Source organism: Ruania zhangjianzhongii (assembly GCF_008000995.1).
Lineage (GTDB): Bacteria > Actinomycetota > Actinomycetes > Actinomycetales > Beutenbergiaceae > Ruania > Ruania zhangjianzhongii.
The window spans coordinates 3,458,857-3,484,393 of the sequence record NZ_CP042828.1; the positions used below are offsets into that span (position 1 = coordinate 3,458,857).

Here is a 25,537-nt window from a genome sequence, read left to right on the forward strand (position 1 = left end):
TGGAATCGTATGTCACTGACGAGGACCGAGCGCTGGCCCCGATGCTTGGCTCAGATCCCTATACTCGCCGGGTGGACATTCGCAGGGACAACCCCGTGGGGCGCGTGCCCGACACGCGGTCCACACGGCGGCAGACCCTTCAGCTGAGCAGCGCAGGATGGTCCCTGGGGCGTCACAGTGGGCCGTGGACCCTGGCCGGCATCGACGACGTCGTCAGACGGCTCGACACTGCGCATGCACTGCACTGGACCGGCGCACTCCTCCCACTGCATGCACCGCTATTCGCTGAGCTGGCACACCGGGCCGTCGCACGTGGGACGTTCGTCAGTGGAGCACTGGACGAGGCGGTGACGGCGCACCTGCCCGAGTCCCTGGCTAGGTCGATTGCGCCCGCACCGCACCCCGGAGAGGTGGGGGACCTGGCGTGGGACGTGGCGGCCGTCAATCAACGCCGCGCCGCCCTGCAGCCGCTGATCGGGCCAACACCGTCGATGTCCGCAGTGCTGGTCAGCCAGCGTCCCGAGTTGATCATCCCGATGGTGCGCCAACTCGCTGCCCTGCACTACGACAAGCTCGAAATCGTGGTGGCATCCCACGGCGCCCCATTGCCAGACGGTCTGCAGACTGCGGCAGGCGAACGCCCCGTAGTCGCCCGGGAACTCGATAGCGCACTGGTATTCGGAGACGCACTGAACCAAGCGTTCGCTATGGCCTCCGGCGATCTCGTCAGCAAGGTCGACGACGACGACTACTACGGCTACCACCATCTCTGGGATCTTGCCGCGACCCACACATACTCCGGCGCGACGCTGGTTGGGAAGACGACGACGGTGGTCTACCTTGAAGCGCTCGACACGACCGTGCGACGTGTGTTCGGTGCCCGAGAGACCTTCACCCACCGGATTGCCGGCGGCACCATGACCCTGTCCGCACAGGACCTGAGGGCAGTGGGCGGTTGGCCCGCGGTGCCGCGTGGGGTGGACACAGCGCTGCTCCGCTCGGTGCGCGAAGCCAGCGGCACGGTGTACCAGCCTCACGACATCGGCTATCTCTACGTGCGCGGGCATGATCATCAGGCCCATACCTGGACCGCTGACGTTGGACACTTCCTGCGGAACGTCCGGGAGCAATGGATCGGCCTGCTGCAGCACGCTGCCTTCGGCACCGACGTCAACTCAGATGGAGCACCCTCTCGATGACACCTTTTGGTGATCTGACCCTCATCCTGACGGTGAGGGGACCGAGTCCCTCGAGCCTGCACTGGCTGAAGGAACTCAGCAAGAACGACCTATTGCGCAATGTCCGCCTGGTGATCGCCCACCACCCGGATGCGGACCCGATCGTCAGCCAGCTCCGTGTGCAAGTGCCGGCGGCAACCTTCGCTGAGCTACCGAGCGATGAGGGCCCCGACGACTCACCGACAGCGGACGCGTACGCACAGGTCTTTGCCGATATCACCACCCGCTACGCCGCCCTCACCGAGCCAGGCAAGAACGAGAACGATCCGATCGGGGATCTCCACCGCGAACTGGTGGGGAGCCGTGCCCGGGTCGAGTCCACCGGTCTGAAGATGGAGGAGACCTGCCTCCTCTACACCAAGCACGACCGGTCTACCCCCACTCGCGCCTACATCCGTTATGTGCAGGCACAGGGCGAGACCGTCGCACCATTGACCGACTACCTCGGATACCTCGCGCTGATGGCCGGGTCCCACAGTCTCGAAGGTGTCGATGCTGTCTACACGGCATCAGCTATAGACCTGCAAGCCCGAGTGTCGATCGGCAAGTTCAACTCGTCCTCACCCCCGCCCTGGAGCTATCGCTTGGCCATCGGCGACCGTCGCGGACCCACCCATGCCGAGGCGCGCGCCACGATGACGGAGAGGATCAGCAACCAAGGCGTTCGACGCTGGGAGAACGTCAACGCTCGCGTGCCACTGGTAGACATTCCCGACGGCAACCACGTGATCACGGTCAGTCTTGACACCACATATCCCGAACTACAGGTCTCCCGGCCCCTGCGTCCGCGGCCGGGAGCCCTAGCGTGTGCCCGTACCTTCGTGGTCGGTGGCGAGGAGTCACCGCAGCAGACCCGCTACCTGATACACGCCATCAGACGGGCACCACAGACATGGATCACCATCCAACACGGCGTCGGGAAGAAGGCGCGCCAACGGTGGTACCGGGCGTTGCTCCGCAAGGATCTCCGCACGATCCTCCGCGATCGTGCCGCGGGGATACGGATGCGCTCCGCCCGCCTGACCAGACTGGTGACCGCACCGTTCATGCGACGCCAACAGATCTGGCTCATCGGTGAGCGGGCAGACACAGCGCAGGACAACGGCTACCACCTGTTCCGTCACCTGCGGACGGAACATCCCCGCCGTCAGGTCTACTACGTGATGGACAAGACCAGCCCACATCACAGCCGGATCCGCGACCTCGGGAACGTCGTGCAGCACTCGTCGCTGCGACATCAGTTCCTCATGCTGCACGCGAACGTGCTGGCCAACGCCTACTCCGTCAAACATATGATCCCGCGGCAGTGGAGCCCCACCGCCTACACCCGCCACCTGGCCTGGCGGGTGGGCGCGGCACGGGTCTACCTCAAACACGGCGTCAACGTGTCCGCGAACTCGGTGAAGCGCGGCACCGGCGGCTATGACCTGTACCTCAGCGTGAACCCGATGGAGAGCGCGGCCCTGCGAGAAAGCTCGGGATACGACCGCCAGATCGCCGAGACAGGCATGCCGCGCTACGACGCCCTAGAGCCTGGCCCGCAGACCCGCACCGTGCTCTTCATGCCCACCTGGCGACGCTACCTGGTACCCAAGTTGTTCAGCGGTATGGACGAGGCACAGGTGCCGTTCGAGGGGTCCACCTATGAGACGTTCCTGCGTTCCTTCCTCGGCAGTCCACGGTTGCACGAGATCCTGGAGCGGTACGATTACCGGCTGCAGTTCCTCCCGCACTACAACCTGCGGGACATCCTCTCGTCCTTCCCCCTGACCAGCGCGCGGACGCTACTTGCCGACACCGACCAGACGTCGTTCCAGGAACTGATCCGCGGCTGCGACGCCTTCGTCACCGACCACTCGTCGGTGCATTTCGACGTCGCCTATCTCGGTACGCCGATCATCTATACGCATTTCGACGCCAAGGAGTATGCCGAGGGGCACGCCTCGGTCTCGTGGTTCGAGCATGTCCGGGATGGCTTCGGGCCGGTGGTCTACACCCTGGACGAAACCCTGGACGCACTCGAGGAACTCCTCGCCCGAGACTGCGCTCCGGACCCGTTCTACACGGCACGGGTGGATGCGGCGTTCACCTACCGCGACCACAGCAACTGCCAGCGCGTGGTCAGGGTGGTGGAGGACCTGCTCCGCCGCTCGGCAGTCAACCCGTAGCGCCTAGGTCCTGCCACCGATCACGCTGGCTTCTGGTCGCCGTATTCCACTCCCAACGCGCCCTCGTCAGCCAGATCCGCCAGTAGGCGAGCGTAGGCGTTCTCGTAGATCGCGCCCAGCTTCTCGTCCCATTCGGGCACGAGCGACGGCGGACGGCCAGGGTTCTGGGTGATCTCGCCGAAGACGATGCCCCGATCGGTCTCGTAGAAGTCGATCCGCTGAATGGGTCGCCGAATAGCCTGAGACAAGATCCGGCTCGCCTGCGCCACTCCTTCGAAGTCTTCGGGTGCTTTCACGTCGGTACCTGCGGAGATCAGCGCCCGCACGTTGGTCAATTCCGTGCCGTCCGGGAGGAAGGTACGCAGCCGCTGCTCGGTCTCCCGCGCCCGGGACCAGTCTCCGGTCCGAACCTCGATGAAGGCCGGCTCGCCATAGAAGCAGAACACTTTGATGTCGTGGGGCATCTGGCCCGGCTCCCCCGACTTCGCCTGGAGGAACTCCTCGGCGATGTACACCGACTCGTCTTTGTGCTTCTTCCACAGTTTGGCCGTGACCTCCTCGGGCGTCACCGGCTGTTCGAGCATCCGGTCGATGAAGCCATCGCCGGTACGTTCCAGCGGGAACACACTGATCCCGCCACCTCCCCGGCTGGACTTGAGCACGAACCGCTCCGGCAAGGAGTCCCAGTCCACCGCATCCGGGTCGGCCCAGCGGCCCAACTCGGCAGGAATCTGTATCCCATGTGCTGCCGCGAACGCTCGTCCGGCCGTTTTGGTGTAGAGGTCGAGGATCGGCTCGCGCAGGCCCTCGCGGGTGTTCACACCCGTGGTGTTCGCGCGACGGTGGAAACGGGCCGAGAGTGCGTAGGAGGGCTTACCCGGATCATGCTCCGGGTCGGTTGTCCCGGTCGCCTGGCGCTCGGCCGGAGTCTTGACCTCCGCGGAAAGCACATCGATCTGTGCCTGCAGCACCTCGTTGCCGACCAATCTCTTCTTGAGACGCCCCCGCAGGGTGGTCAGTCGCTCTTCCGCGCGCGCAGAAGTCTCGCTGCGGGTCCGCCCTGGTTCAGTCGTCACACTGTCTCCTCGTACCGGAAAGTACCCCCGGGTGTCCGGTTATCCAAGGCTCCGGCACGGTAGGGCTGCATCAGCATGCGAGCGTGTCCGCGGTCGAAGGCCCTCCCCAGACGCTCATCCCACTCAGCGGTCATGCTCGGAATGCGGGCGAGGGTCACGTCGATCCCGCTGAGGATCATCGCGCCGTTTTTCTCGTGCCAGCCGATCTGGACGTAGGGCCTCGAGATGTGTTCGGACAAGACTCGGGAACTCCGCACAATCTCGCCGAGCCATTCCGGCACTGCGATGTCCGGGGCGTAAGTGTCCCCGGGGCGGATGTCCCCCAGGTCCTTCCCGCCTGAGCTGACATGCTTGACGCGTCCGTCCTGCCGCAGTTCGATCAGCGGAGTTCGGCCTCTGAAAGCGTGTACGACGGCGGTCGGTTCGCTGTCCAGATCGACGCCGAACTGCATGCCGTGCGAGCGGACATAGGCTTCTGTCTGCGCAGGGTCAGTGAAGATGGCACCAGCACCGTCGAGACCAGCGTGAGGATCGCTGGCCTTGGCGTGGATCCGCTGCATCATCCGCGCACCGGCCACCAGGCTCGGGACGCCATTGGTCTTCTCGACCTTCAACCGAGGCAAGACGCGCTTGCCGTGCTGCGCACCGAGCACCTCTTGTAAGCGAAGCCGTTCGGCCTTGAGCGCTTCCCGCTGCCGGCCTGCCGCTTCGATCTCACCTCGCACGGTGGCGATCTCTGTCTTCAAGGTCCGCAGATCTCCATCGGTCGCCCCTGCCGATGGCTGTCCCTGAGTTCCAGAAGACGCTCCCGTCGCAGGCGAATCCGGTTCGTCCGAAGATCCCTGCGCTGCGTCCTTCGAGCGCCGCATCTTCCGCACGATGCGCGTCACCGTTCCAGTCGAACCCTTATCTTGCCGCATTCTTCGAATCATCGCACAGCGGTCTGTGATCCTCGCGACTACTCGCCGCACCCCGAGGGAACTGTTCGCCTTGGCGGGACCCGGGACCGTATGCTGTCTCACGGCCCGAGTTCACGCAGCGGCCGTTGACGAAACGCACCTGGCCCTAGGGAGTACGGCAGTGACAGTAGACGTAGTGATCCTCGGTTTGGGGTACGTCGGATTACCACTCGCGCAAGAGGCGGCACGCAGCGGTCTGTCGGTCCTCGGCTTCGACATCAGTTCGCACGTGGTCGAGGGGTTGAACGCCGGACGCTCGCACGTGGACGACCTCTCCGCGGCGGACATCCAGGAGATGCTCGACGCGGGCTTTCGCGCCACGAGCGACGAAGCCGAGCTGGGCAGCGCCAGCACCATCGTGGTGTGCGTGCCCACGCCTCTCGCGGAGGACGGCTCCCCTGATCTCGGCGCCGTCACCGGCGCCACCCAGACGGTCGCTCGCCAGCTTCAGCCGGGGCAAGTGGTGATCCTGGAGTCCACCACCTGGCCGGGCACAACCGAAGAGATCGTCCAGCCGCTGCTGGAAGAGGGTGGGCTCCAGGCCGGCACTGACTTCCATCTCGCGTTCTCGCCAGAGCGGATCGACCCGGGCAATCCCACCTACGGCATCAAGAACACGCCGAAAGTCGTCGGCGGCGTCACCCCAGCGTGCACGGAGCGTGCCGCGGACTTCTACCGGAAGTTCATCGATACCGTAGTGCCAGCCAAAGGTAGCCGTGAGGCCGAGACCGCGAAGCTGCTGGAGAACACCTACCGGCACATCAACATCGCCTTGGTCAACGAGATGGCGCGATTCTGCCACGAGCTCGGCATCGACCTCTGGAACGTCATCAGCCTCGCTGCGACGAAGCCGTTCGGCTTCCAGGCCTTCTACCCGGGCCCCGGCGTCGGTGGGCACTGCATCCCGATCGACCCGAACTACCTCAGCTACACGGTGCGGACCCGACTTGGTTACCCGTTCCGCTTCGTGGAGCTGGCCCAAGAGGTCAACTCGGGTATGCCGGGGTACGTCACGCGCCGCGCCCAGGACATCCTGAACGAGGACGGCAAGGCGTTGCGCGGTGCGAAGGTGCTACTGCTCGGAGTCACCTACAAGAAGAACATTGCCGATCAGCGTGAATCGCCCGCTGTTCCCCTTGCTGAGCACCTCCGCTCCGGCGGTGCGGAGGTGACGTACCACGATCCGGCCGTGCCCGCCTGGAACCTGCCGGACGGGACCCTCGAGCGGGTGCCGGACCTCGAGCAGGCGGTGGGCGCAGCGGACCTGGTGATCTTGGTGCAGAGCCACTCTGCCTACGACGTGGAAAGCCTTGCCTCGCAGGCCCAGCAGTTCTTCGACACCCGGGGTGTCACCTCCTCGCCAGGGGTGCACCGGTTGTGACACGTCGCGGGCGGGCCGAACAGAAACCGCCCTCCGCACTGGCCAGACTGGCCGCCGACCACGGTCTGACGGCGATCGGAGGCCGTCCCTCACTGGGCGGCTATATCCGCTCGTTGTGGCAACGGCGGGCGTTCCTGTGGGCGATGGCGTCGTCCCGCTCTTACGGCAAGAATCAGAACAACTATCTGGGTCAGTTGTGGTCGGTGCTGAGCCCACTCAGTCTCGCTGCCGTCTATTACCTGGTCTTTGGGCTGCTGCTGGCGCGCGTCAGTGACGGTGTCGACAACTACGTCGGATTCCTGACGGTCGGCGTGTTCATCTTCTCCGCAATGGCCAGCACGATCACTTCGGGCTCCACGGCAATCACGAACAACCTCAACCTGGTGCGTGCTCTGCACTTCCCGCGCGCAATCCTGCCCATCTCCGTGGCGCTGGCAGAAGCGATTTCTCTTGTGCCGGCGATCGCAGTGATGCTGGTCATCGTCGCCGTCACCGAGCAGGCGGTGAGCTGGTCCTGGTTGTTGCTGCCGGTGGTAGTGGTGCTCTTCTTCCTGTTCAGCGCGGGCGTGGCGATGATCGCCGCACGCTTGGTGGTCGGTGCCCGCGACCTTCGCAACCTCATCCCGATGGCGATCCGCCTCTTGCGTTACGTCTCCGGGGTATTCTTCCTGATCAGTTCACTCGATGCGCCACGAGTCCTGACCGCGGTCATGGAGTACCAGCCGGTCGCCCTCTACCTCACCCTGGTGCGCTCGTGCGTGCTTGGCGAGTTCAGCCCGCAGCTGGACCAGTGGCTGATGGGAGCCGGGTGGGCGATCGTGACCGCAATCATCGGATTCATTGTGTTCTGGCAAGCTGAGGATCGCTATGGCAGAGACTGACGACCGCGATTTCGACGAGATCGATCACGAGGCCGACGACCTGGAGGACGCTCCGGCGGAGCCGGCCCATCCCCGATCGCTGGCAGGTGCGCCGGTGGTGGTGGCCGACGATATCCACGTGCGCTACCGGGTCTTCGGAGGTCGGAAGAGCACTGCTCGTGACATGGGGCGGATCCGTCGCCTGCTGAACCGCTCACGCGCCCATGTCGGTGCCGTCACCGAGGTCCATGCCGTGCGTGGTGTCTCGTTCGTGGCTCGGCACGGTGAGTCGGTCGGACTGATCGGCACCAACGGAGCTGGAAAGTCCACACTGCTGCGGGCGATCGCCGGACTGATGCCGACCAGTTCCGGGACGGTCTACGTGGGCGGCAGCACTGCGCTCCTCGGCGTCAACGCGGCCCTCGTGCCCGCATTGACAGGGGCGAAGAACGTGATGATCGGTGGACTTGCGCTGGGCCTCACCCCCGATGAGGTGCGTGAGCGGTTCGACGACATCGTCGAGTTCGCCGGTATCGGTGATTTCATCAACCTTCCGATGAAGGCCTACAGCTCCGGTATGGCGGCTCGGCTCCGATTCGCCATCTCCACTGCGGCGGTCCCGGACATCCTGATGATCGACGAAGCCCTCGCCACCGGTGACGCCGCGTTCCGCACCCGCAGCCGGCAGAAGATCGAGGAGATCCGCGCGCACGCAGGCACCGTGTTCCTGGTGAGCCACTCGACCCAGACCATCGAACGCCTCTGCGACCGAGCGATCTGGATCGACCAGGGCGAGATGGTCATGGACGGCCCCTCCGCCGAGGTGGTCGAGCAGTACCGGCAGGCGCTGAAGAAGAAGCTGTGACCACTACGGCCCTGCGCATTCTGGTCGTCACGGTCGTGCACGACCCGGAGGATGCGCGGATCCGCTACCGGCAGATCCCTGCTCTGCGCGAGGCGGGCCATGCGATCACCTACGCCGCCCCGTTCCACGCCTTCGGACGCACCGTGCCGACCGGAGTGCACGGTATCGATCTGCCACGGGCGACCGGCCGCCGCCGCCTGGTCGCCGTCCGTGCCGCGCGGCGGCTGATTCTCAAGGTCGGCCCCAGTGCCGACGTGATCCTGCTGCATGACCCCGACCTGCTGCTCGCGGCGGCCGGTCTGGCCAAGCGGGTCGCGCCGATCGTCTGGGACGTGCACGAGGACACCGCCGCAGCTCTGTCCATGCGCAGCTGGGTGCCGAACCTGCTACGCCGACCGCTCGCCTGGGCCGTGCGGCTGGCAGAACGGCTCGCGGAGCGCCGGTTCCACCTGCTGCTCGCCGAGCACAGCTATCGGCAGCGGTTCCGGAAAGCGCACCCGGTCGTCCCGAACTCGGTGCGGGTGCCCGCGGACCGGCCCGAGCCGCCAGGCCCCGACCGGGTGGTGTACCTCGGCAAAATCTCCCGGGCGCGCGGCGGCGAAGAGATGCTCGCGCTCGCTCGAGCGGTTCCGGAGCTGACCTTCCAGCTCATCGGCCCCGCGGAAGCAGCGCTGCGTCCGCAGCTGGCTGCAGCGCACCGGGCGGGCGAGCTGGAGTGGTTCGACTTCCTTCCCAATGAGCAGGCACTGGCGAAGTTGCCCGGTGCTCTGGCCGGGCTGGCGTTGCTCCATGACGAGCCGAACTACGCCCGATCCCTGCCGACCAAGCTGGTGGAGTACCTGGCCCATGGGGTGCCGGTGGTGAGCACTCCGAACCAGACCGCCGTCGACCTGGTAGAACGCTCCGGCGGGGGTGCCGTCGTGCCGTTCGGGGACGTCTCCGCGGCAGCAGCAGCGCTACGGCGCCTAGCAGCAGACGAGACACGCCGCCGGTCGCGGGCCACCAGCGGGTATGACTACGTGGCCGCTCACGTGAACTGGAACCGCGACGGAGCAGAGTTCGTCCGAGTGATCGAGGGCTTCAGCAGGAGCTAGCCGCCGGCACCCTCGGATCCTGGCGACGTGCGCTCCACTCCGTGCGCGCGGGCAAGATCAGGTTCGAGGTAGATCACCAGCTCCAGCGGCGTACTTTCCCGGATGCGAACTTCTGCCGCGTCGATCGCCCACGCCACCGCAGCGGCGCTAGCCCCCGTCTCCACGGCCACCTTGGCAGCGACGAGCACTCGGTCCGGACCCAGGTGGAGAGTACGCATGTGGATCACCGAGGTGATCCCCTCGCCCACCACGGCAGTCTCGATCGCGTCCTGGTGCTCCGGCAACGCGGACTCGCCCACCAGCATCGACTTCATCTCCACCGCGAGGAACGAGGCGATCACCACGAGCAGCACACCGATGGAGCCCGAGCCGATCGCGTCCCAACGGCCGTCGCCGGTGATCAGGGTCATCGAGACGCCGAACAGCCCGAGCACCAGGCCGACCAGGGCACCGATGTCCTCGAGCAGGATCACCGGCAGCTCCGGCGAGCGGGACCGGCGCACGAACCGCAGGAGGGACGTCTTGCCGCGCACGTGGTTGGCTTCCAGCACGGCGGTGCGCAGGGAGAAGGACTCCATCACGATTCCCGCTACGAGGACCGCCACCGGCACCCAGTGCCAGGCGGTGATCGGGTGCGGTTCGGAGAACTTGTGCCACGCCTCGTACAGGGCGAAGCAGCCACCCAGGGTGAACAAGATGATGGACACGATGAACGCGTACACGTACCGCACCCGGCCGTAGCCGAACTGGTGCGTCTCGGACGCCTCCTGCTTGGCTCGCTTACCGCCGACCAGCAGCAGCACTTGGTTGCCGGCGTCGGCCACCGAGTGCACCGCTTCGGCGAGCATCGAGCTGGACTGGGTGAGCAGATAGGCAATGAACTTGGTCACCGCGAGCCCGCTGTTGGCCAGCAGTGCCGCGATCACGGCCTTGGTGCCGCCGCCTGATGCCATCTGTCAGTCCTCTCGCCCCGAGTGCTCCGGGGAGAGCATAGCGGTCCGGCGGCCTGTTACTCGGGCTCTTCGCCCTGACGGACCAGGTCGAGTACGCCGTCGCGGATCTTGATCATGATGTCCTCGTCCTGAGCCTCGACGTTCAGGCGCAGCAGCGGCTCGGTGTTCGAGGAGCGCAGGTTGAACCACCACCGCGGAGTGCTGTCCCAGTGGCTGTAGGTGACGCCGTCGAAATCCTCGATCTCGACGGTGCCGGCATCGATGTCGTCGGCAAATGCCTGTCGGACCCGCTCGTGCGCCGCACCGACGTCCGCCACCCGGGAGTTGATCTCACCGGAGGCGAAGTACGGGGTGTAGATCTCGGCGAGCTCGGACAGCTGGGCTGTCCCCTCCCCCAGGGCGCGCAGCACGTGCAGCGCGGCGAGCATGCCGGTGTCGGCAAACCAGAAGTCTCGGAAGTAGTAGTGCGCACTGTGCTCGCCGCCGAACACTGCACCGACCTCGGCCATCTGCGCCTTGATGAAGGAGTGGCCCACCCGGGTGCGTACGGCCCGGCCGCCAGAGCCCTCCACCAGCTCGGGCACGGCCCGGGAGGTGATGTGGTTGTGGATGATGGTGGCCTCACGTCCAGCGCCCTGCTCCTTGAACAGCTCGCGCAACCCGACCAACGCCGTCACTGCCGACGGGCTGACCGGCACCCCACGCTCGTCCACCACGAAGCAGCGGTCCGCGTCGCCGTCGAAGGCCAGGCCCAGGTCGGCTTCCTCCGCGATCACCGCCGTCTGCAGGTCCATGAGGTTCGCGGGATCGAGGGGATTCGCCTCGTGGTTGGGGAAGGTCCCATCGAGCTCGAAGAACAACGGCACGATCTCCATGCCGACGTCGGGCAGACCGGAATCCGGGCCGAGCACTGCGGGAACGGTCAGGCCGGCCATCCCGTTGCCGGCGTCCACCACTACCCTTCAGCGGGCGGATCCCCTCCAGCGGAACGAGCCCGCGCAGGTGCGCGGCGTAGTCCGCGAGCAGATCGGACTCGGTGACCGTGCCACTGTCACCGGCTGCGGGGATGCCCTCGGCCAGGTACTGCGCGGCCAGGTGGTGCAGATCAGCCAGCCCGGTGTCCTGCCCCACCGGTCGAGCCCCAGCGTGACACAGCTTGATGCCGTTGTACTGGGCCGGGTTATGGCTGGCAGTGAACATGGCCCCGGGGACGTCCAGAGAGCCGGAGGCGTAGTACAGGCCGTCGGTCGAGCACAGGCCGATCATGGTCACGTCCACACCACGCCACGCAGCGCCCTCGGCAAAGGCTCGGGCGAGCCCGGGTGAGGAGTCGCGCATATCGTGCCCGATCGCGATCGCACCGGCTCGGGCAGGGGCCGCCACTACATCGGCAAACGCACCGCCGAGGGCGCGGGCCACCTCGGCGTCCCACTCCTGCGGGACCACGCCCCGGATGTCGTAGGCCTTGACGATGGCATCGAGATCAGACACGCGGCCAGCCTACAATGGCCACAACCGCAACCCGCAAACCCTGTTTGATTACCCACCGACGGTGACCCACACCAGCGGTAGGGACGAGAGATACCCATGGCGCAGGCACTTCGTAAATTTATTGAGCGGCACTTCGGTCCGATTCGACGCCGCGACGAAAAGATCACTACACAAAAGAAGCTCTTGAAGCGTAGCCGTCGTCAGGTGGTGCAACTCCGTCGACGGCTACGGGCCGCCGAAGCGGAACTGAGCAGGCTGCACAGCGAGAAAATGGCACTGGTCAGCGGGCAAGAAAATGCCGACGCTCAAGAGAAGAAACGGGAGGAACTGCCATCCTTTCGACGTGAAATATTATCGCATCGAGCACTCGTGCGCCAGGCACGGTTCATCGATCCGGAATCAAAGACCGCACTTCGCCAGATCCCGCATAAACTCCGGACCTACACTCTTGCGGAATCGCACGGACTCCGCACTCCAGAAATCCTCGGCCTGTGGCCAGATATCGACTCGATTGACTTTACCGGCCTCCCCGAAGCTTTTGTACTGAAATCAGATGGCGGCGCGGGCGGTCAAGGCATCTTTCCACTCATCCGCACGTCGGAAAATAGATTCACCATCGCCGGTTCAACAAACGAGGTTACCCAGCAGGAAGTGAAGGACACTATTCGGTCCTTACGTCCCGGCAAGGCGCGACCACCCTTTTTTGTCGAGAAATTTATCACTTCAAAGAATCAGCAAGACCCGATACCTCAGGACATAAAAATATACGCATTCTATGGAGAAATAGGACAAATACTTCTCCGTTCAGTATCACAGCACGGCTCTCATCACGGGACCCGATACCGCTTCATCTGGCCCGATGGTTCCGATCTCGGTGAAGTCTCGTTCGACACCGCTGCCCCTGCGATCGACGCTAATGTCCCAATACCGGACAACCTCGACAAGTTGGTCGAGGTCGCACGCCACCTCTCGCTCTGCGTGGGTACGTCATTCATTCGCGTCGATGTGTACGACACGTCCGGCGCTCCCACGATCGGCGAGCTCACGAGAGTTCCCGGAGGCCAGCACAGGTACCGCACGGAACATGACCAGGTGATGGGTGCCATGTGGTTGCGTGCCCGGGCGCGTCTGGAGTACGACCTCACGGCTGGCCGCCCTCCGGGAGCTATACATGGCGAGCACTCGGCGGTCGATTACTATCAACAGCTCGGAACGGTCCAAACCGGACCTGGGTCCTGGCCAACGATCCACCGCCCATGCTCCCAGTGGTGCCAGCGGCCGCTCGCGTGAAAGAGTAACTCTCTGGCGGGACACAGCAACGGAGGCCCTCCGGTATCGCAGGGTATACACCGCATCCCGCGCCATCATCCTCGAGGTAAACGTGCCGCGAATTCGGTATGAACTTTTCGAGATGTGGTCGGCCCGTATCGCACCTATCGTCCGTTGAAACGTATCGTTGGAGTCCATGTCGTCAACCGCACCTTCCCGTCGATGAGTTCCACGAAAGCTTGGCTGCGCGCCCGCATCCGGCCGATCGCTGTTCGCGACCGAACCATCGCAGAACAGAAGTCGACCCTCACCAAGCTCCGCGGCGAACGAGAGCGGTACCGGCAGCAGATCGAGACGCTCACCCAGGACCTTGAACACACCCGGACGGCTCACCACCTGGAGCAGGAGCGCCAACGGGAGCGGGCCAATGGCACCCCCTCTTTCCAGCACCTGCTGCACTCCCTCCGGCAACAGGCGAACATCTCCGTGCGGTACGACGGATCAGCACAGACGCCGCTGATGCAGATCCCCTACAAGCTGCGGAACTATCGGCTCGCCCAGTCGCACGGCATTGCGGTGCCGGAGATCCTTGCCGTGTGGGAGTCGGCCGCCGCCGTCCGCGACCTCGGTCACCTTCCTGCGCAATTCGTCCTCAAGTCGGACGGCGGAGCAGGCTCGTCCGGGGTGTTCCTGCTCGAACGAACCGGCACGGACGGGTACACCATGCTCGGCACGACTAGCACCTTCAGCGAGCACGAACTCACCTCGCATCTGGCCAGCCTGGATTCTCGTCGCGTGCGGCCTCCCTTCTTCGTCGAGGCCTTCTTGAATACCGGCCCGTCGACCGGCCCGATCCCGGAGGACGTGAAGATCTACGCGAGCCACGGGCGCATCCTGCAGGTCATGCTCCGCCGCGTCGGCAAGCACGGGGCACCGAGCACGATCCGCACCAGGTTCGTCGACGCCGAGGGAGAGGACCTCGGGTCGGTGGCGCTGGACCGCACCGGCGACGACACGATCCCCCTCCCCCAGTGGCTGCCCGAGATGGTCGCTACCGCCCGGCACTTGTCCCGCGCGATCGGCGTCCCGTTCTGCCGGGTCGACCTCTACGACGGTGTCGACGGCCCGATCCTCGGCGAGATCACCCGAGCTCCCGGCGGTACGCAGCGCTACAGCGAAGACCACGACCGATGGATGGGCGAGCAGTGGCTGCGCGGCGCGGTCGATCTTGGTCGAGACCTGGCGGGCGGCCGGCCCTACGGCGTCCTGCACGGCGACCATCCAGCCACAAACTTCTATCCGGCGGGCCACCTCTCGCAGGCGGCTGATCCCGGTCCGTGGCAGCAGCAGGTGGTCCACTGCGGCCGGTGGTGCTGACCGGGCCTACTCCCCGTCGCCGCGGATCACCCGCAGGTGCCCGCGTCGGCCCACCTCCGGGGTCGGGCGTGGCGCGGTGACCGGAGCCGCCGGCCCTGGAAAGTCTCCACGCGCTGCGGGTACTGCAGTAGGCGGCGGTGTGCGGGAGGCCTCCCGCACGGCGTCGGCGAGGGCGAGCAGGTCATCCGGGCTCGGCGGTGCCGGCTCGAACTCGGTGGCCAGGCGCACCACATCCCAGCCCCGGGGCACAGTGAGCCGCTCCGCGTGCTGCACGCACAGGTCGTAGGTGTGCGGTTCCGCGTGGGTGGCCAGTGGCCCGAGCACCGCTGTCTGGTCGGAGTAGACATAGGTGAGCGTCGCCACGGCAGCTTCCTGGCACGCGGATCGGGTGCAGCCTCGAGTCGCTCTCACAGAAGATCACCGTACTCCGCCACGCCGCTGATCTGTGCCTACCACGCCGTGACTCTGGCAGGCTGGCACTATGACGCCCGCCCTGCCTGAGACCTCGCCGCGCAAGCGCCGGCGTGACCGGCACGGCCGTGGCCTGCGCGGCCGGTTGCTGCCACCCACCCTGCCAGGCTGGCGCACCCGCGCCGAGCGCTTCGACGAGCTGATGTTGTCCGCAGTGCAGCGCCTGGAACGGCACGTCGGGCCGGAGCTGGACGGTGTCGAGTTCGCCGTCGAGGCGGTGCCGCCCTCAGACCCGGCACCGTGGGAGGTCGGCGCCGTGCCGCTGGGCCGGTACTTCCCGGCCAACCCCGCGGCCGGCCTCGCCGACCGCATCGTGGTCTACCGGCACCCGGTCATCGCCCGCACCGACAGTGAGGCAGAGATCGCGCTGCTGCTCCGCGATGTGCTGGTGGAGCAGATCGCCCACCTGCTCAGCAGAGCCCCGGAGGACATCGACCCCGACTATCTGAGCTGATCGGAGCGCCGGCCGCCGGTCAGTACCTGCCGAGGCGCACCGACACGGACTGGTCCCGGTCAGCATCGGCGGTCAGCGGCAGCACGCCCACGAGCGAACCGTCACCAGCGTCACCAGACAAGGCCAGGCTCGCCAGCACCGGCCCGCCGGTGATCTCCACTGCGCTGGCCTCGCCCAGCTGCAGCTCATCGTCGTCGCCCACGGTCACGGTGGCACCAGCGGGGACGCTCACCTCGGTCGCCTCGCCGGCCTCACCGTCGGCACCGATCGGGCGCACGCTAGCCTGCACCTCGGCCTCGCTCGGGTTGGCCACGGCGACGGTGGCGTTGTCCACCAGCGAACCGAGCCCCAGCAGCGGCAGCAGACCGTGCTCGGCCGGCGGGGTGGCCGGCACCCAGGCCCGGTCGATCACCGGCTGGTCCGGGTCCTGCTCACCCGGCTCCCCGGTGCGGGAGAGCAGCACCGACCCGGTCACCGGTTGATCGGAGTGCACGGCGATGCTCACGTAGCCGGGATCGATCCCGTCCAGCGCCACGTCGGTCACCGTGTGCGGGTCGATCTGCAGGTCCTGTGCTCCGGGCAGCCCGGTGCTTCCGTCGGCGCCGAGCACATCCAGGGACACGGTGGCCACCTCGTCGCCCGGGTTCACCAGCCGCAGCGAGCCACCACCGTTGTTGTAGATCGGCACCGGCCCGATCTGCACCTCCTCGGCGGGCGCCACCGTGGGGGTGACAGTGGCCGTCCCGGCCGCTACCAGACCGTTCAGCACGGTGTCCTGGATGCTGGCCGCCACAGCGCCGCCGTCCACACTCAGGTGCACAGCCAGCCGTGGTTCCATCGAGACCGACTCGAGCAGCACCTGGCGCACATCGTTCGCCGGGATGGTCACCGTCACCGGCTCCTCCAGGGCACCAGTGGCGCCCCACATCCGCGCGGTGACGTTCACCGGAGTCTGACCCGGGTTCGCCAGGGTGAGCCTGGCGCTGGCACCGGCCTCGGTCTGCCCACCTACCAGCCAGGTCGACGGCGCGGGCTGGCTGCACGTACCGGCCGTCAGGCCGCGCAGGTCGCCGGAGTCGCTACGGGCCAGCGCGGCGCCGGTCGCGAGCGCCGTGGTGTCCGCCGAGGGTGCCGCCTGCAACGCGACCGGTACCCCGTCGGTGCTCTCGAACAGGCGCAGGTTGCCGGACGCGGAGATCTCCTCCGGGTCACCGGCACCCACCTCGCCGGCGGAGGCGGTCTCTGCCGGCCCGTCCCGGCCGAGCACCATCAGCTGGCTGAGTACCTGGGCCTCCGCTCCCCCGGTGCCGAACTCCTCGTCGTAGTCGATGTCTCCGCCGTCGCCGGTGGGTACCACCGGGGCCGGCGGGCAGACCAGGGACAGGGAGGCGGCGCCGACGTCCACCGCCGGTGCGGGGACCGGCTCCGAGCCGGGTGCCTCGGCGATCATGCCACCGGCCACTCCGGCTGCGGCCAGAGCCACCACGCCGGCACCGGTCACTGCAGCGCCGAGCACCCGCAGAGTGGTGCGCAGCCGTCCACCAGCCATCAGCCAGTCTCCCCTCGGCGCCGCCTGGTCGGCAACGCCAGTAGCACGGTGAGCACACCGACCACCACGGCCACCACCCGCCACGGTCCGAACCAGAGCGGGCGATGGTGCAGCACGAGATCGCCGGTGGCCCCATCGGGTACCAGGAAGGTCTGGCGCCAGGGGTCCTCACCGGCGCGCAGCGGTGTGCCACCGAGCCAGGCGCGCCAGGCCGGATCGGCCCGGTCGGCCAGCGTCACGGTGCGATCGCTACCCTCGGCGGTGATCGGTCCGCCCAGGTGCGCATCGGTGGCCGGAACGTTCTGGATCAGGGTGCCGTCGCCGTCCCGGAGCTGCAGCCGTGCGATCGCGGAGTCGGAGCTGCCCTCGCCCAGACTCAGCCGCCAGATCACCCCGGCGCTGTTCTCGGTCACCCGCTCCAGCCCGGGCACCGCGTCCAGCTCGGCGATGATCGCGGAGCGGCCGGAGGTATCCACCGCGGCGGGCCCGGTCACCGTAGTCTCCTCAGGAGGAACGATCACGACGGCGATCGCGTGCTCGGCGAGGGCGCCGGCAGCGTCCTCGGCGGTTCCGCTGACCAGGGCGGCCACCAGCTCGGTGAGGCTGGCATCGGCCGGGTCAGTGGTGCCGGTGGTGCGCTCTGCCCAGCGCTGCACCTGCACCGTGGCGGCGGTCTCGGTGAGCTGGGGACCGTTATCGCGCCAGAGCTGGGCGTCCACCCCGGCGGAGGTCGCGGTGACCATCAGCACCCGGGACTGCTGCTCCGAGCTCTGCAGCTCCAGGCCCAGCGCGGGCACCGGGCTGATGCCTCGGGAGCCGATCAGCATCAGCTCGCTCTCGCTGGTCCCGGAACGATCGGCCAGCACCTGGGCGGTGAAGCCCACAGCGCTGGCAGTCAGGGTGAGCAGCACCACCACGGTGGACACGGCAGCAGTCACCTGCCGCCAGCCGAAGTTCGCGTCGCTGAGCGTCCCGCGCAGCCCGTCGGCGGCACCGAGCATGGCGATCAGCAGCCCGGCGAGCACCAGCGAGGTACCCGGTCCGGCCCAGCCGTGCACCACCTGGTCGAGGCCGTCGCTGCCGCGGCCGATACCGACGGCGACCCGGGTGCTCACCAGCGCCGTGGCCAGGCCGGCGAGTGCCACCAACCACCCGATCCGCACGCCGCGGGCTCGCCCACCGCCACGGAAGAGGGCGGCGACGGCGCCGAGGAGGATCACGGCGGTGCCGGCCAGCGGCACCCAGCCGGCGATACCGGCGGGCAGGATCGCCAGGTCCAGCGGCTGCTGCGGCCAGCCGAGCATCGCCAACCAGGCGGGCCCGGGATCACTGGGCACCGGAGCACCCGGGTCCGCGAACAGCACTCGCCAGCCGTTCTCGGTGCCGGCGGCATGCAGGAGGAGCGGAACGAGCGCGACCACGGCGGGCAGCAGCACCAGGACCAGGCGGCCGCGTCCTACCGGCAGGTTCCGCCGCCGGCCGAGCGCGAGAGCCAGCACCACGGTGGCCAGGAGGCCGGCGCCGAGCAGCACCGGGGCCCCGCTCACCACCACGGTCAGCGCCAGGCCAGCCGCGGCGGCAGCGCCGAGGGAGCCCGCGCGGGAGACCCGGGAGACGACCGCGGCACGGGGCTGCTCGTCGGCGGCGGATTCGTAGGGGGTGCCGGTGTTCGACGGGATCGGGCTCACACCGGTCCAGTCCAGGCCCGACGACGTGGCTCGGGGTGTGGGCCGGTCGGTCGCCTGGGTCGGCGCCTCGTCGTCGGTCGCCTCACCGGCGTGCTCGCCGTCAGTCGCCTCACCGGCGTGCTCGCCGTCAGTCGCCTCACCGGCGTGCTCGCCGTCGGTCGCCTCACCGGCGTGCTCGCCGTCGGTCGCCTCACCGGCGTGCTCGTCGTCGGTCGCCTCGTCTGCGGGAGTGCCGTCCGTCTCCTCGCTGGCCGGCTCAGGTGCCGTACCCCCAGCATCCGTCCGGTCGGCCGGTGCCGCCGCAGCAGCGTCCGCCTCGTCCCGCGTGGACTCGGCGCTCTCCGGCTCCGCAGCGTTCTTGTCCGGTTGGTCCGAGCCGGGCCGGGCCACCCGGGCGAGCGCAGCGAGCCGCGCGCGTTTCGCCTCCCGGGCGGACTTCCCGGCGCATGAGGAGGTGCGCTGTGGCATCCGCTGGGCCCCGACCATACCGGAGACGAACACGTCCCGGCGGTCCAGGCCGAGGCTGCGCACCACGGCGAGCACCGCGAGGGGAAGGACGATGTGGGCCACCACACCACCGAGGCGTCCGGCACCGAGACCGATCAGCAGCGTAGGGCCGAGCGCCCAGGCCAGCGCCGCCCACGCCCGCAGCAGCACCGAGCGGGTGACGGCCCCGGCGGCAAACCAGGCGGTCAACGCGGCCAGTGGTATCGCCAGCACCAGCAGGATCGCCACGGTGAGCTGGACGGGGACGCCGAGCGGCCCCCCGGTGAGCCCGGAGATGCCGGTCAGCACCAGCAGGAACGGGTCCGGCGGCCCGGCGTACCCGTCTCCGGAGGCGATCCAGGAGGAGGTGGCCGCGCGCCACAGCTCGGCGAACGTGTCGTCGCTCGGCAGCAGGGCGCCACCGGTGAGGGCCCCGGAGAACGCCGTCGGCGCCACGGTGACCAGGCTGAGTGCGACCGCGACCAGGCAGACGGCGGCCAGCGTGATCCGGCGTCGGCGGGCCACGGCGGCCCGTTCGGCGATCTCCAGCTCGCTCGGGGTGCGTGCCGCGCGCCGTGCGGCTGCCGCCTGCATTCGCCGGTCCCGGCGCAGGCGCGCCACTTCGCTCCAGGGCGCCTGCAGTGACCGGAGCCGCCGCTGGGGTAGCCGGCGAGTACGCCGTGCTCGGCGGCGGGCGCGAGCGATCGCGCGCGGGTGGCTGAGCACCACCAGCGGTGCGATCACCTCGGCCACGGCGAGCCCGAGCTCGTTGGCGCTCACCCGCCACAGCGCGCGGGCGGGCCCGGCCAGAACCGCGAGCACGGCCAGTAGCGGCACCGCCAGGGCCCGGGCGGAGGCCAGCCGCAGGTGCAGCACCGCCTCCCGGCGGGCCCGGAACGAACGGCGCGTGTCCGAGGGCGTGTCCGGTTCCTCGCGCCACCCGCGGTAGCCCGCCCGGGCGTGCCGGACCACGGCGCGCGGCACCACCACCACCCGGTGCCCGGCCAGTCGGGCCCGCTGGCTGAGGTCGCGGCCGTCCTCGAACGGGCCGAGCACGGGATCGGGGCCGCCGAGCTGACGCCACAGCCTCAGGTCGATGAGCATCCCCGCGGTGCCCACGGCGAGCACGTCATCGGTGCCGTCGTGCTGACCCTGATCGATCTCGCCGTCCTCGATACCGGTGAACCGGCGCCCCCAGCGGGTAGCGCGGGCGCCGACCGAGATCAGCCGGTCGGGGTCCTCCCACTCCACCTGCTTGGTACCGGCCACGGCGATCGAGTTGCTCACGTCGACGGCGGTGAGCAGGTGCTCCAGCGCTCTCGGCTCGGGTGCGGAGTCGTCGTGCAGCAACCACAACCAGCTCCGGTCGGTGCCGCCTGCACCCGAGGAGGCTGCGCCGTCGTCGATCGTACGCAAGGCGCGCCGCACCGCTGCGCCGAAGGTGGGAGCTCCGGCCGCCGGGACGTGCCGGACCCGGTCAGGGTCCAGGCAGGCGTCCGCCAGGAGCCGGTCCCAGGTCTCGGTGCTCGGCTCGTGGTTCCGGTCGACGGTGGCCAGGACGATCTCGTCCGGCCGATGGGTCTGGGTGGCGAGAGCCGCCAGCGTCTGCGCGAGGTAGGGCGAGTCGAGCGAACCGACCACCATCGCGCGCAGGTAGGTCTCACGGGTGGTCATGGCGTCATCGCTGCGCCGACGCACCCGGCGTCATACTCGGTTCTCACATGGCACGGCGCTTGAGCTTGCGCCGCTCCCGCTCGGACAGGCCACCCCAGATGCCGAACCGTTCGTCGTGAGCCAGTGCGTACTCCAGGCACTCCGCCCGGACCTCGCAGGAGATGCACACCTTCTTCGCCTCGCGGGTAGAGCCACCCTTCTCCGGGAAGAACGCCTCCGGATCGGTCTGCGCGCACAGCGCACGCTCCTGCCAGGACAGCGCACCGTCGTCGTCGAACACCTCCGCCAACGGCAGATTTGCCTCGGGCCGCGGGGCTGGTTGCGGGATCCCGTTGGTGAGAGGACCCTCTCCTAGGATGTTCCACACGGGCTACCCCAATCGTCGGACGCTACTGCCGAGCGACTCTGCTCGCTCCCTGCCTACGTAAATTACAAGCGTGTCATCCCCACAAAGTCAAGCCCAGAGGTGATATCCGCAGACATTCACTCCAGCGCATATTCTGGTGTCATGACGATGAACCGCTCCCCCGTGCTCGGACTGCTGGACTCCTGGTCAGGTGGCCAGGGAGCACCTGCGCTGACCTGGTATGGCCCGGCCGGTGAACGGGTGGAGCTCTCCGAACGGGTGCTGGCCAACTGGGTGACCAAGGCGGTCAACCTGCTCACCGATGAGGCCGACGTCGCTCCCGGCAGCACGGTCGGGCTGGACCTGCCGATGCACTGGCGCACCCTGGTGTGGGCCCTGGCTGCCTGGGGCTGCGGAGCCACGGTGGTGCCCTCGGAGGAGGGCGCCTCCCCTGCTGGGGTGGACGTGCTGGTCACCGCCGACGAGGCTGCCGCGGCACCGGTGGTGATCGCGATCGCCCTCCCGGCACTGGCCCGGCAGGTGGACCAGCTCCCGGCGGGAGCGGTCGACGGGGCCGCCGAGCTGATGGCCCAGCCGGATGTGCTGATCAGCCCGCCGGACTGGGATCCTGGCGCCCTCGCACTGGGTGCGACCCGGCACGCGGGGCTCGCCGAGGACCTCGGCGTCGAGGTGCCGAGCCGGGAACGGGTCCTGGTACCCGCCAGCGGGCTGGACCAGGGTCTGCGCACCTGTCTGGCGATCTGGTCGACGGGCGGCTCGGTGGTCCTCGTCGGCGATCCGGATGCCGACCTGGACCGGATCGGCGAGCAGGAAGGTGCCCTCCCGCTGCCCGGATGAGCTGCGCGAGCTCGTGAGGACGGTGCGGCGAGTCAGGGCACGTCGGCCTGGACCAGCACCCCGGTGCCGGCCACCTGGAGGTCGCCCTCATCGGCAGCGACGAACACCGCCTGGCCGCGGCCCAGGGTGCAGGTCTGCTCCGCGGTGGCCACGTGCACCCCGCCGTCCAGACCGAGGAGCACCCGCGGGCCCCGGCCGGGCAGGCGGCTGCCGGGATCACCGTCCAGCCGGGTCAGGGACAGCTCGAAGTCGTCCACCGGGGCGTAGAACACACCGGTGGCCTCGGTGAGCAGCTCCGGTGCGATCCGGATCGGTGGGGCGGCCACGCTGTCCACGGCGGCGAGCAGCTCGGGGATGTCCACGTGCTTACCGGTCAGTCCGGCGCGGAGCACATTGTCGGAGTTGGCCATCACCTCCACACCGAAGCCGCTGAGATAGGCGTGCACGCAGCCGGCCGGCACGAACATCACCTCCCCCGGCTGCAGGGTGACCGGGTTCAGCAGCAGTGCCGCCACAGCGCCGGGGTCGCCGGGGTGGATCTGGGCCAGCCGAGTCACGATCGCGTCGGCGCGCTGCGAGGGCGAGGTGCCGGCAGCGAGCCGGGCGGCGCACTGGCGGACCACCTCCTGCACCTGCTCCGCGGTGCCGATCTGCAGCAGCCGGCCGAAGGCGGCGTGCACCCCGATCGCGCTGGGCTCGGCGCGCAGACGCACCAACAGGTCGCGGGCCAGCGGGGCGGACAGGTCGGCGAGCAGCTCGGCGGCCCGGCGCGGGGCCCGGAAACCACACACCGCCTCGAACGTGGTGAGCGCGTACACCAGCTCCGGCTTGTGGTTCGCGTCGTGGTAGCTGCGCCGCTCCCGTGGCGTGGCCCCCGCCTCCTCCCGGGCGAAACCTTCGCGTGCCTGGGCCAGATTCGGGTGCACCTGCAGGGAGAGTGGCTGCATCGGGGCGATCAGCTTCAGCAGGTAGGGCAGCTGCGGGCCGAACCGGGCGACGACGTCCGCCCCGAGACGTTGCTGCGGCGCCTCGGCGAGGTGGGTACGTAAGTCCGTTCCGCCGTCGGTCATCGACGGTGCGCTCGGGTGAGCGCCGTACCAGGCCTCGGCCACGGGCACACCCGTGGCCGTCTCGCCGAGGAAGTGTGGGATGACCTCGGGTGAGCCCCAGGAGTAGTGCTGGGGCCGCGGAACCAGGGTGAGCACTCCGCTAGCGTTGCACGTCCACCGGGGGCAGGTGGACCACCGGGGTGGCGTGGCGTCCCTCCCGCTGATACCAGTCCACCATCGTCTCGATCCCCTCCGGCAGGCTGACCGAGGCAGTGAACCCGACCTCGCGGATCCGGTCCGCGGTGAAGGCGGTCTCCGCTGCGGAGAGTTTCTGTACCCGGGCCGAGGTGATCGGCAGGTCCTTGCCGGTGGCGCGGCCGACCAGATCGAACGGTTTGGCGGCGAGCAGCACCGGCGCCAACGGCAGCCGGGCGCGAGGTTCGCGCCGGCCGAGCGCCCGGTACACCAGGGACACCGTCTCCCGCGAGGCCAGGTCTGGCTTGTCGACGTAGTTGTACACCTCCGGCTCACCGTCCGGCAGTCGGGAGGGCGCCGACCACAGGTAGCCGATCGCCGCCACCACGTTGGCGACGAAACACATACTCTTCCGGTTCGCGCCCGGCCCCACCGGGAGGAACCGGTGGCGGTCGATCTGGCGGATCAGCTTGTACAGGTTCGCGAAGTTCCGTGGGCCGAACACCACAGCAGGGCGCACGATCAGCGCGCGCCGCCCGCCACCGGCCTCCCACTGGCGGTAGACCGCTTCGGCGGCGAGCTTGGAGCGGCCGTAGTCGTTGACTGGCTCCGGCGTGGTGTGCTCGTCCGGTGGGGTGGCGTGCTCGCCGTAGACGGCGACCGAGGAGTAGAAGCACAGGTTGGTGATGCCGTGGTACTCCATCGCGGCGCAGATCGCGCGGGCGCCGCCGACGTTGACCGATTCGAAGGTGGCGGTGCCGATGCCGAAGTCGTGGTGGGCGGCGGCCAGGTTGAGCACGGCGGTGCAGCCGGCCATCGCCTCGATCAGCGCGTCGACATCGCGAACGTCGCCGATCTGGGTGGGCCGGGCGCTGTGCGGGTCCGGATGCAGGTCGAAGCGGACCAGCTCCACGCCGAGGGCGTCGAAGACCGGCGCCAGGTGGGAGCCGACGAAGCCCGAGCTGCCGAGGACCAGCACCCGGTCACCAGAGGTCAACGTGTTCGTCACCAGCATCTCCTTCACCTGGTGGCTGTGCTACCACCGGTGGTCACGGTACCCGTCCCGGCTGAGGGTACTGTGGACGCTGCCCGGAACCGCCGGGGTACCCACCAGATGCGGGAGGTCCGATGCCGCGGGTGTCCGTGGTGATGCCGGTGCACAACGCCGCCGAGACCGTGGCGGCCTCGATCCGATCGGTGCAGGCACAGTCGCACCCCGACTGGGAGCTGCTGGTCACCGATGACGGCTCGAGCGACGACTCCTGGCAGATCCTGACCGAGCTGGCCCGGCTGGACTCGCGGATCCGCCCGGAGCAGAGCACCGAGCAGCTCGGCGCCGCACGGGCACGCAACGCCGCTATCGAGCGGGCCACCGGGGAGTACGTGGCGTTCCTGGATGCCGACGACCTGTGGCTAGCGGACAAGCTCACCCGCCAGCTCGACTTCGCCGCCGAGCACAAGGCGCCGGTGACCTTCACCGCGTACTACAAGATCGCCGCAGATTTCGACGGCGACGCTCGCGACTTCTCGCCGAACGGTCGGGTGGTGCCCGCCCGGGACGAGCTGACCTATTCCGCGCTGCTGCAGCAGAACTACATCGGCTGCCTGACCGGGATGTACCAGGTGAGCGCGCTGGGCAAGCGATTCATGCCGGACCTGCGCAAGCGCCAGGACTACGGGCTGTGGCTGTCCCTGCTCCGGGACGGCACCGTCGCCCGCGGGCTGGACGAGCCGCTGGCGCTGTACCGGGAGCAGCGGGCCGGTTCATTGTCCGGGTCCAGCCGGCTGTCGTTGGCGAAGTACAACTGGCAGCTGTATCGGAAGGTGGAAAAGCTCTCCCTGCTCCGGTCCGTGTGGGCGCTCGGTCAGGCCACGGTGCGTTCCACCCTCAAGCGCCGGATCTGAGCGTCGTCTGACTCTCCAGTGCACTACTCAGCAACGTAGCCGCTCCGCCCAACGGCGGCTCTTACCCAACGCGTGCTGCAGCTCGGCGATCCTTTCGTGACGTTCTTCCGACGCAGAACCCCGCCTACACC

The 25,537-nt window shown here is 68.3% G+C and carries 20 protein-coding genes and 1 pseudogene; 11 read left to right on the forward strand and 10 right to left on the reverse strand.

Annotated elements, in window-relative coordinates:
• Positions 1-410 precede the first annotated feature (410 nt).
• Positions 411-1,199: a glycosyltransferase gene (locus FU260_RS16080; protein WP_147917978.1), complete on the forward strand. Its 789-nt coding sequence runs from the start codon at positions 411-413 to the stop codon at positions 1,197-1,199.
• A complete protein-coding gene (locus FU260_RS16085; protein ID WP_168211807.1) occupies positions 1,196-3,406 on the forward strand; it encodes a CDP-glycerol glycerophosphotransferase family protein in 2,211 nt (736 codons plus the stop codon). The genes FU260_RS16080 and FU260_RS16085 overlap by 4 nt, the downstream gene beginning before the upstream one ends.
• Positions 3,407-3,426: 20 nt before the next feature.
• Here the strand turns inward: FU260_RS16085 and FU260_RS16090 are convergent, their stop codons facing one another.
• Both FU260_RS16090 and FU260_RS16095 read right to left on the reverse strand, forming a co-directional pair.
• Positions 3,427-4,482: an ATP-grasp fold amidoligase family protein gene (locus FU260_RS16090; RefSeq protein WP_147917980.1), complete on the reverse strand. Its 1,056-nt coding sequence runs from the start codon at positions 4,480-4,482 to the stop codon at positions 3,427-3,429.
• Positions 4,479-5,372: a hypothetical protein gene (locus FU260_RS16095; RefSeq protein WP_147917981.1), complete on the reverse strand. Its 894-nt coding sequence runs from the start codon at positions 5,370-5,372 to the stop codon at positions 4,479-4,481. The genes FU260_RS16090 and FU260_RS16095 overlap by 4 nt, the downstream gene beginning before the upstream one ends.
• A gap of 190 nt (positions 5,373-5,562) precedes the next feature.
• On the opposite strand from FU260_RS16095, the gene FU260_RS16100 reads away from it, so the two are divergent.
• The 4 genes from FU260_RS16100 to FU260_RS16115 are packed head-to-tail and all read left to right on the forward strand — an operon-like array spanning position 5,563 to position 9,641.
• A complete protein-coding gene (locus tag FU260_RS16100) occupies positions 5,563-6,822 on the forward strand; it encodes a nucleotide sugar dehydrogenase (RefSeq protein ID WP_147917982.1) in 1,260 nt (419 codons plus the stop codon).
• Positions 6,819-7,703 carry an ABC transporter permease gene (locus FU260_RS16105; protein WP_244951241.1) on the forward strand — a complete coding sequence of 295 codons (885 nt, stop codon included), beginning with the start codon at positions 6,819-6,821 and terminating at the stop codon, positions 7,701-7,703. Before FU260_RS16100 ends, FU260_RS16105 begins: the two co-directional genes overlap by 4 nt.
• A complete protein-coding gene (locus tag FU260_RS16110; RefSeq protein ID WP_147917983.1) occupies positions 7,690-8,547 on the forward strand; it encodes an ABC transporter ATP-binding protein in 858 nt (285 codons plus the stop codon). Before FU260_RS16105 ends, FU260_RS16110 begins: the two co-directional genes overlap by 14 nt.
• The gene (locus FU260_RS16115) at positions 8,544-9,641 is read left to right on the forward strand and encodes a glycosyltransferase (RefSeq protein ID WP_235912505.1); all 1,098 of its coding nucleotides are present in this window, start codon (positions 8,544-8,546) and stop codon (positions 9,639-9,641) included. The genes FU260_RS16110 and FU260_RS16115 overlap by 4 nt, the downstream gene beginning before the upstream one ends.
• Here the strand turns inward: FU260_RS16115 and FU260_RS16120 are convergent.
• Together FU260_RS16120 and FU260_RS16125 are read right to left on the reverse strand one after the other, a co-directional pair.
• On the reverse strand, positions 9,638-10,594 hold the full coding sequence (locus FU260_RS16120) for a cation diffusion facilitator family transporter (protein WP_147917984.1): 957 nt from the start codon (positions 10,592-10,594) through the stop codon (positions 9,638-9,640). The two genes, FU260_RS16115 and FU260_RS16120, sit on opposite strands and share 4 nt — an antisense overlap.
• 56 nt (positions 10,595-10,650) lie before the next feature.
• Positions 10,651-12,085: pseudogene (locus FU260_RS16125) on the reverse strand (phosphomannomutase/phosphoglucomutase).
• A 96-nt stretch (positions 12,086-12,181) separates the two neighbouring features.
• On the opposite strand from FU260_RS16125, the gene FU260_RS16130 reads away from it, so the two are divergent.
• Complete coding sequence (locus FU260_RS16130) at positions 12,182-13,375, forward strand: ATP-grasp fold amidoligase family protein (protein ID WP_147917985.1); 1,194 nt, start codon at positions 12,182-12,184, stop codon at positions 13,373-13,375.
• A 201-nt stretch (positions 13,376-13,576) separates the two neighbouring features.
• Positions 13,577-14,731 carry an ATP-grasp domain-containing protein gene (locus FU260_RS16135; protein ID WP_147917986.1) on the forward strand — a complete coding sequence of 385 codons (1,155 nt, stop codon included), beginning with the start codon at positions 13,577-13,579 and terminating at the stop codon, positions 14,729-14,731.
• A 6-nt stretch (positions 14,732-14,737) separates the two neighbouring features.
• On the opposite strand, the gene FU260_RS16140 is transcribed toward FU260_RS16135, so the two are convergent.
• The gene (locus tag FU260_RS16140; RefSeq protein ID WP_147917987.1) at positions 14,738-15,142 is read right to left on the reverse strand and encodes a DUF3499 domain-containing protein; all 405 of its coding nucleotides are present in this window, start codon (positions 15,140-15,142) and stop codon (positions 14,738-14,740) included.
• A 70-nt stretch (positions 15,143-15,212) separates the two neighbouring features.
• Here FU260_RS16140 and FU260_RS16145 point away from each other — a divergent pair, with 70 nt between their 5' ends.
• A complete protein-coding gene (locus tag FU260_RS16145) occupies positions 15,213-15,656 on the forward strand; it encodes a metallopeptidase family protein (protein WP_147917988.1) in 444 nt (147 codons plus the stop codon).
• 19 nt (positions 15,657-15,675) lie between these two features.
• Here FU260_RS16145 and FU260_RS16150 read toward each other — a convergent pair whose 3' ends face one another.
• The 3 genes from FU260_RS16150 to FU260_RS16160 are packed head-to-tail and all read right to left on the reverse strand — an operon-like array spanning position 15,676 to position 21,348.
• Positions 15,676-17,205: a DUF5719 family protein gene (locus FU260_RS16150; protein WP_147917989.1), complete on the reverse strand. Its 1,530-nt coding sequence runs from the start codon at positions 17,203-17,205 to the stop codon at positions 15,676-15,678.
• On the reverse strand, positions 17,205-21,053 hold the full coding sequence (locus FU260_RS16155; RefSeq protein ID WP_147917990.1) for a glycosyltransferase: 3,849 nt from the start codon (positions 21,051-21,053) through the stop codon (positions 17,205-17,207). Before FU260_RS16155 ends, FU260_RS16150 begins: the two co-directional genes overlap by 1 nt.
• A gap of 43 nt (positions 21,054-21,096) precedes the next feature.
• Positions 21,097-21,348 carry a WhiB family transcriptional regulator gene (locus FU260_RS16160; protein ID WP_280527393.1) on the reverse strand — a complete coding sequence of 84 codons (252 nt, stop codon included), beginning with the start codon at positions 21,346-21,348 and terminating at the stop codon, positions 21,097-21,099.
• A gap of 213 nt (positions 21,349-21,561) precedes the next feature.
• On the opposite strand from FU260_RS16160, the gene FU260_RS16165 reads away from it, so the two are divergent.
• Positions 21,562-22,257, forward strand: a complete 696-nt coding sequence (locus FU260_RS16165; RefSeq protein ID WP_235912504.1) for a TIGR03089 family protein — start codon at positions 21,562-21,564, stop codon at positions 22,255-22,257.
• Positions 22,258-22,289: 32 nt separating this feature from the next.
• On the opposite strand, the gene manA is transcribed toward FU260_RS16165, so the two are convergent.
• Positions 22,290-23,462: a mannose-6-phosphate isomerase, class I gene (manA, locus tag FU260_RS16170; protein ID WP_147917992.1), complete on the reverse strand. Its 1,173-nt coding sequence runs from the start codon at positions 23,460-23,462 to the stop codon at positions 22,290-22,292.
• 4 nt (positions 23,463-23,466) lie between these two features.
• Positions 23,467-24,510: an NAD-dependent epimerase/dehydratase family protein gene (locus FU260_RS16175; protein WP_168211808.1), complete on the reverse strand. Its 1,044-nt coding sequence runs from the start codon at positions 24,508-24,510 to the stop codon at positions 23,467-23,469.
• Between the two features lie 119 nt (positions 24,511-24,629).
• On the opposite strand from FU260_RS16175, the gene FU260_RS16180 reads away from it, so the two are divergent.
• Positions 24,630-25,406 (forward strand): glycosyltransferase family 2 protein, encoded by a 777-nt coding sequence (locus FU260_RS16180; protein ID WP_147917994.1) that lies wholly within the window; start codon positions 24,630-24,632, stop codon positions 25,404-25,406.
• The last annotated feature ends 131 nt before the right edge of the window (positions 25,407-25,537 follow it).

Excerpts from the sequence above, each read along its gene's own strand:
- FU260_RS16085 (WP_168211807.1), top strand. The coding sequence starts at position 1,196 with ATGACACCTTTTGGTGATCTGACCCTCATCCTGACGGTGAGGGGACCG.
- FU260_RS16110 (WP_147917983.1), top strand. The coding sequence starts at position 7,690 with ATGGCAGAGACTGACGACCGCGATTTCGACGAGATCGATCACGAGGCC.
- FU260_RS16120 (WP_147917984.1), bottom strand. The coding sequence starts at position 10,594 with ATGGCATCAGGCGGCGGCACCAAGGCCGTGATCGCGGCACTGCTGGCC.
- FU260_RS16130 (WP_147917985.1), top strand. The coding sequence starts at position 12,182 with ATGGCGCAGGCACTTCGTAAATTTATTGAGCGGCACTTCGGTCCGATT.
- FU260_RS16135 (WP_147917986.1), top strand. The coding sequence starts at position 13,577 with ATGAGTTCCACGAAAGCTTGGCTGCGCGCCCGCATCCGGCCGATCGCT.
- FU260_RS16145 (WP_147917988.1), top strand. The coding sequence starts at position 15,213 with ATGACGCCCGCCCTGCCTGAGACCTCGCCGCGCAAGCGCCGGCGTGAC.
- FU260_RS16150 (WP_147917989.1), bottom strand. The coding sequence starts at position 17,205 with ATGGCTGGTGGACGGCTGCGCACCACTCTGCGGGTGCTCGGCGCTGCA.
- FU260_RS16155 (WP_147917990.1), bottom strand. The coding sequence starts at position 21,053 with ATGACCACCCGTGAGACCTACCTGCGCGCGATGGTGGTCGGTTCGCTC.
- FU260_RS16165 (WP_235912504.1), top strand. The coding sequence starts at position 21,562 with ATGACGATGAACCGCTCCCCCGTGCTCGGACTGCTGGACTCCTGGTCA.
- FU260_RS16180 (WP_147917994.1), top strand. The coding sequence starts at position 24,630 with ATGCCGCGGGTGTCCGTGGTGATGCCGGTGCACAACGCCGCCGAGACC.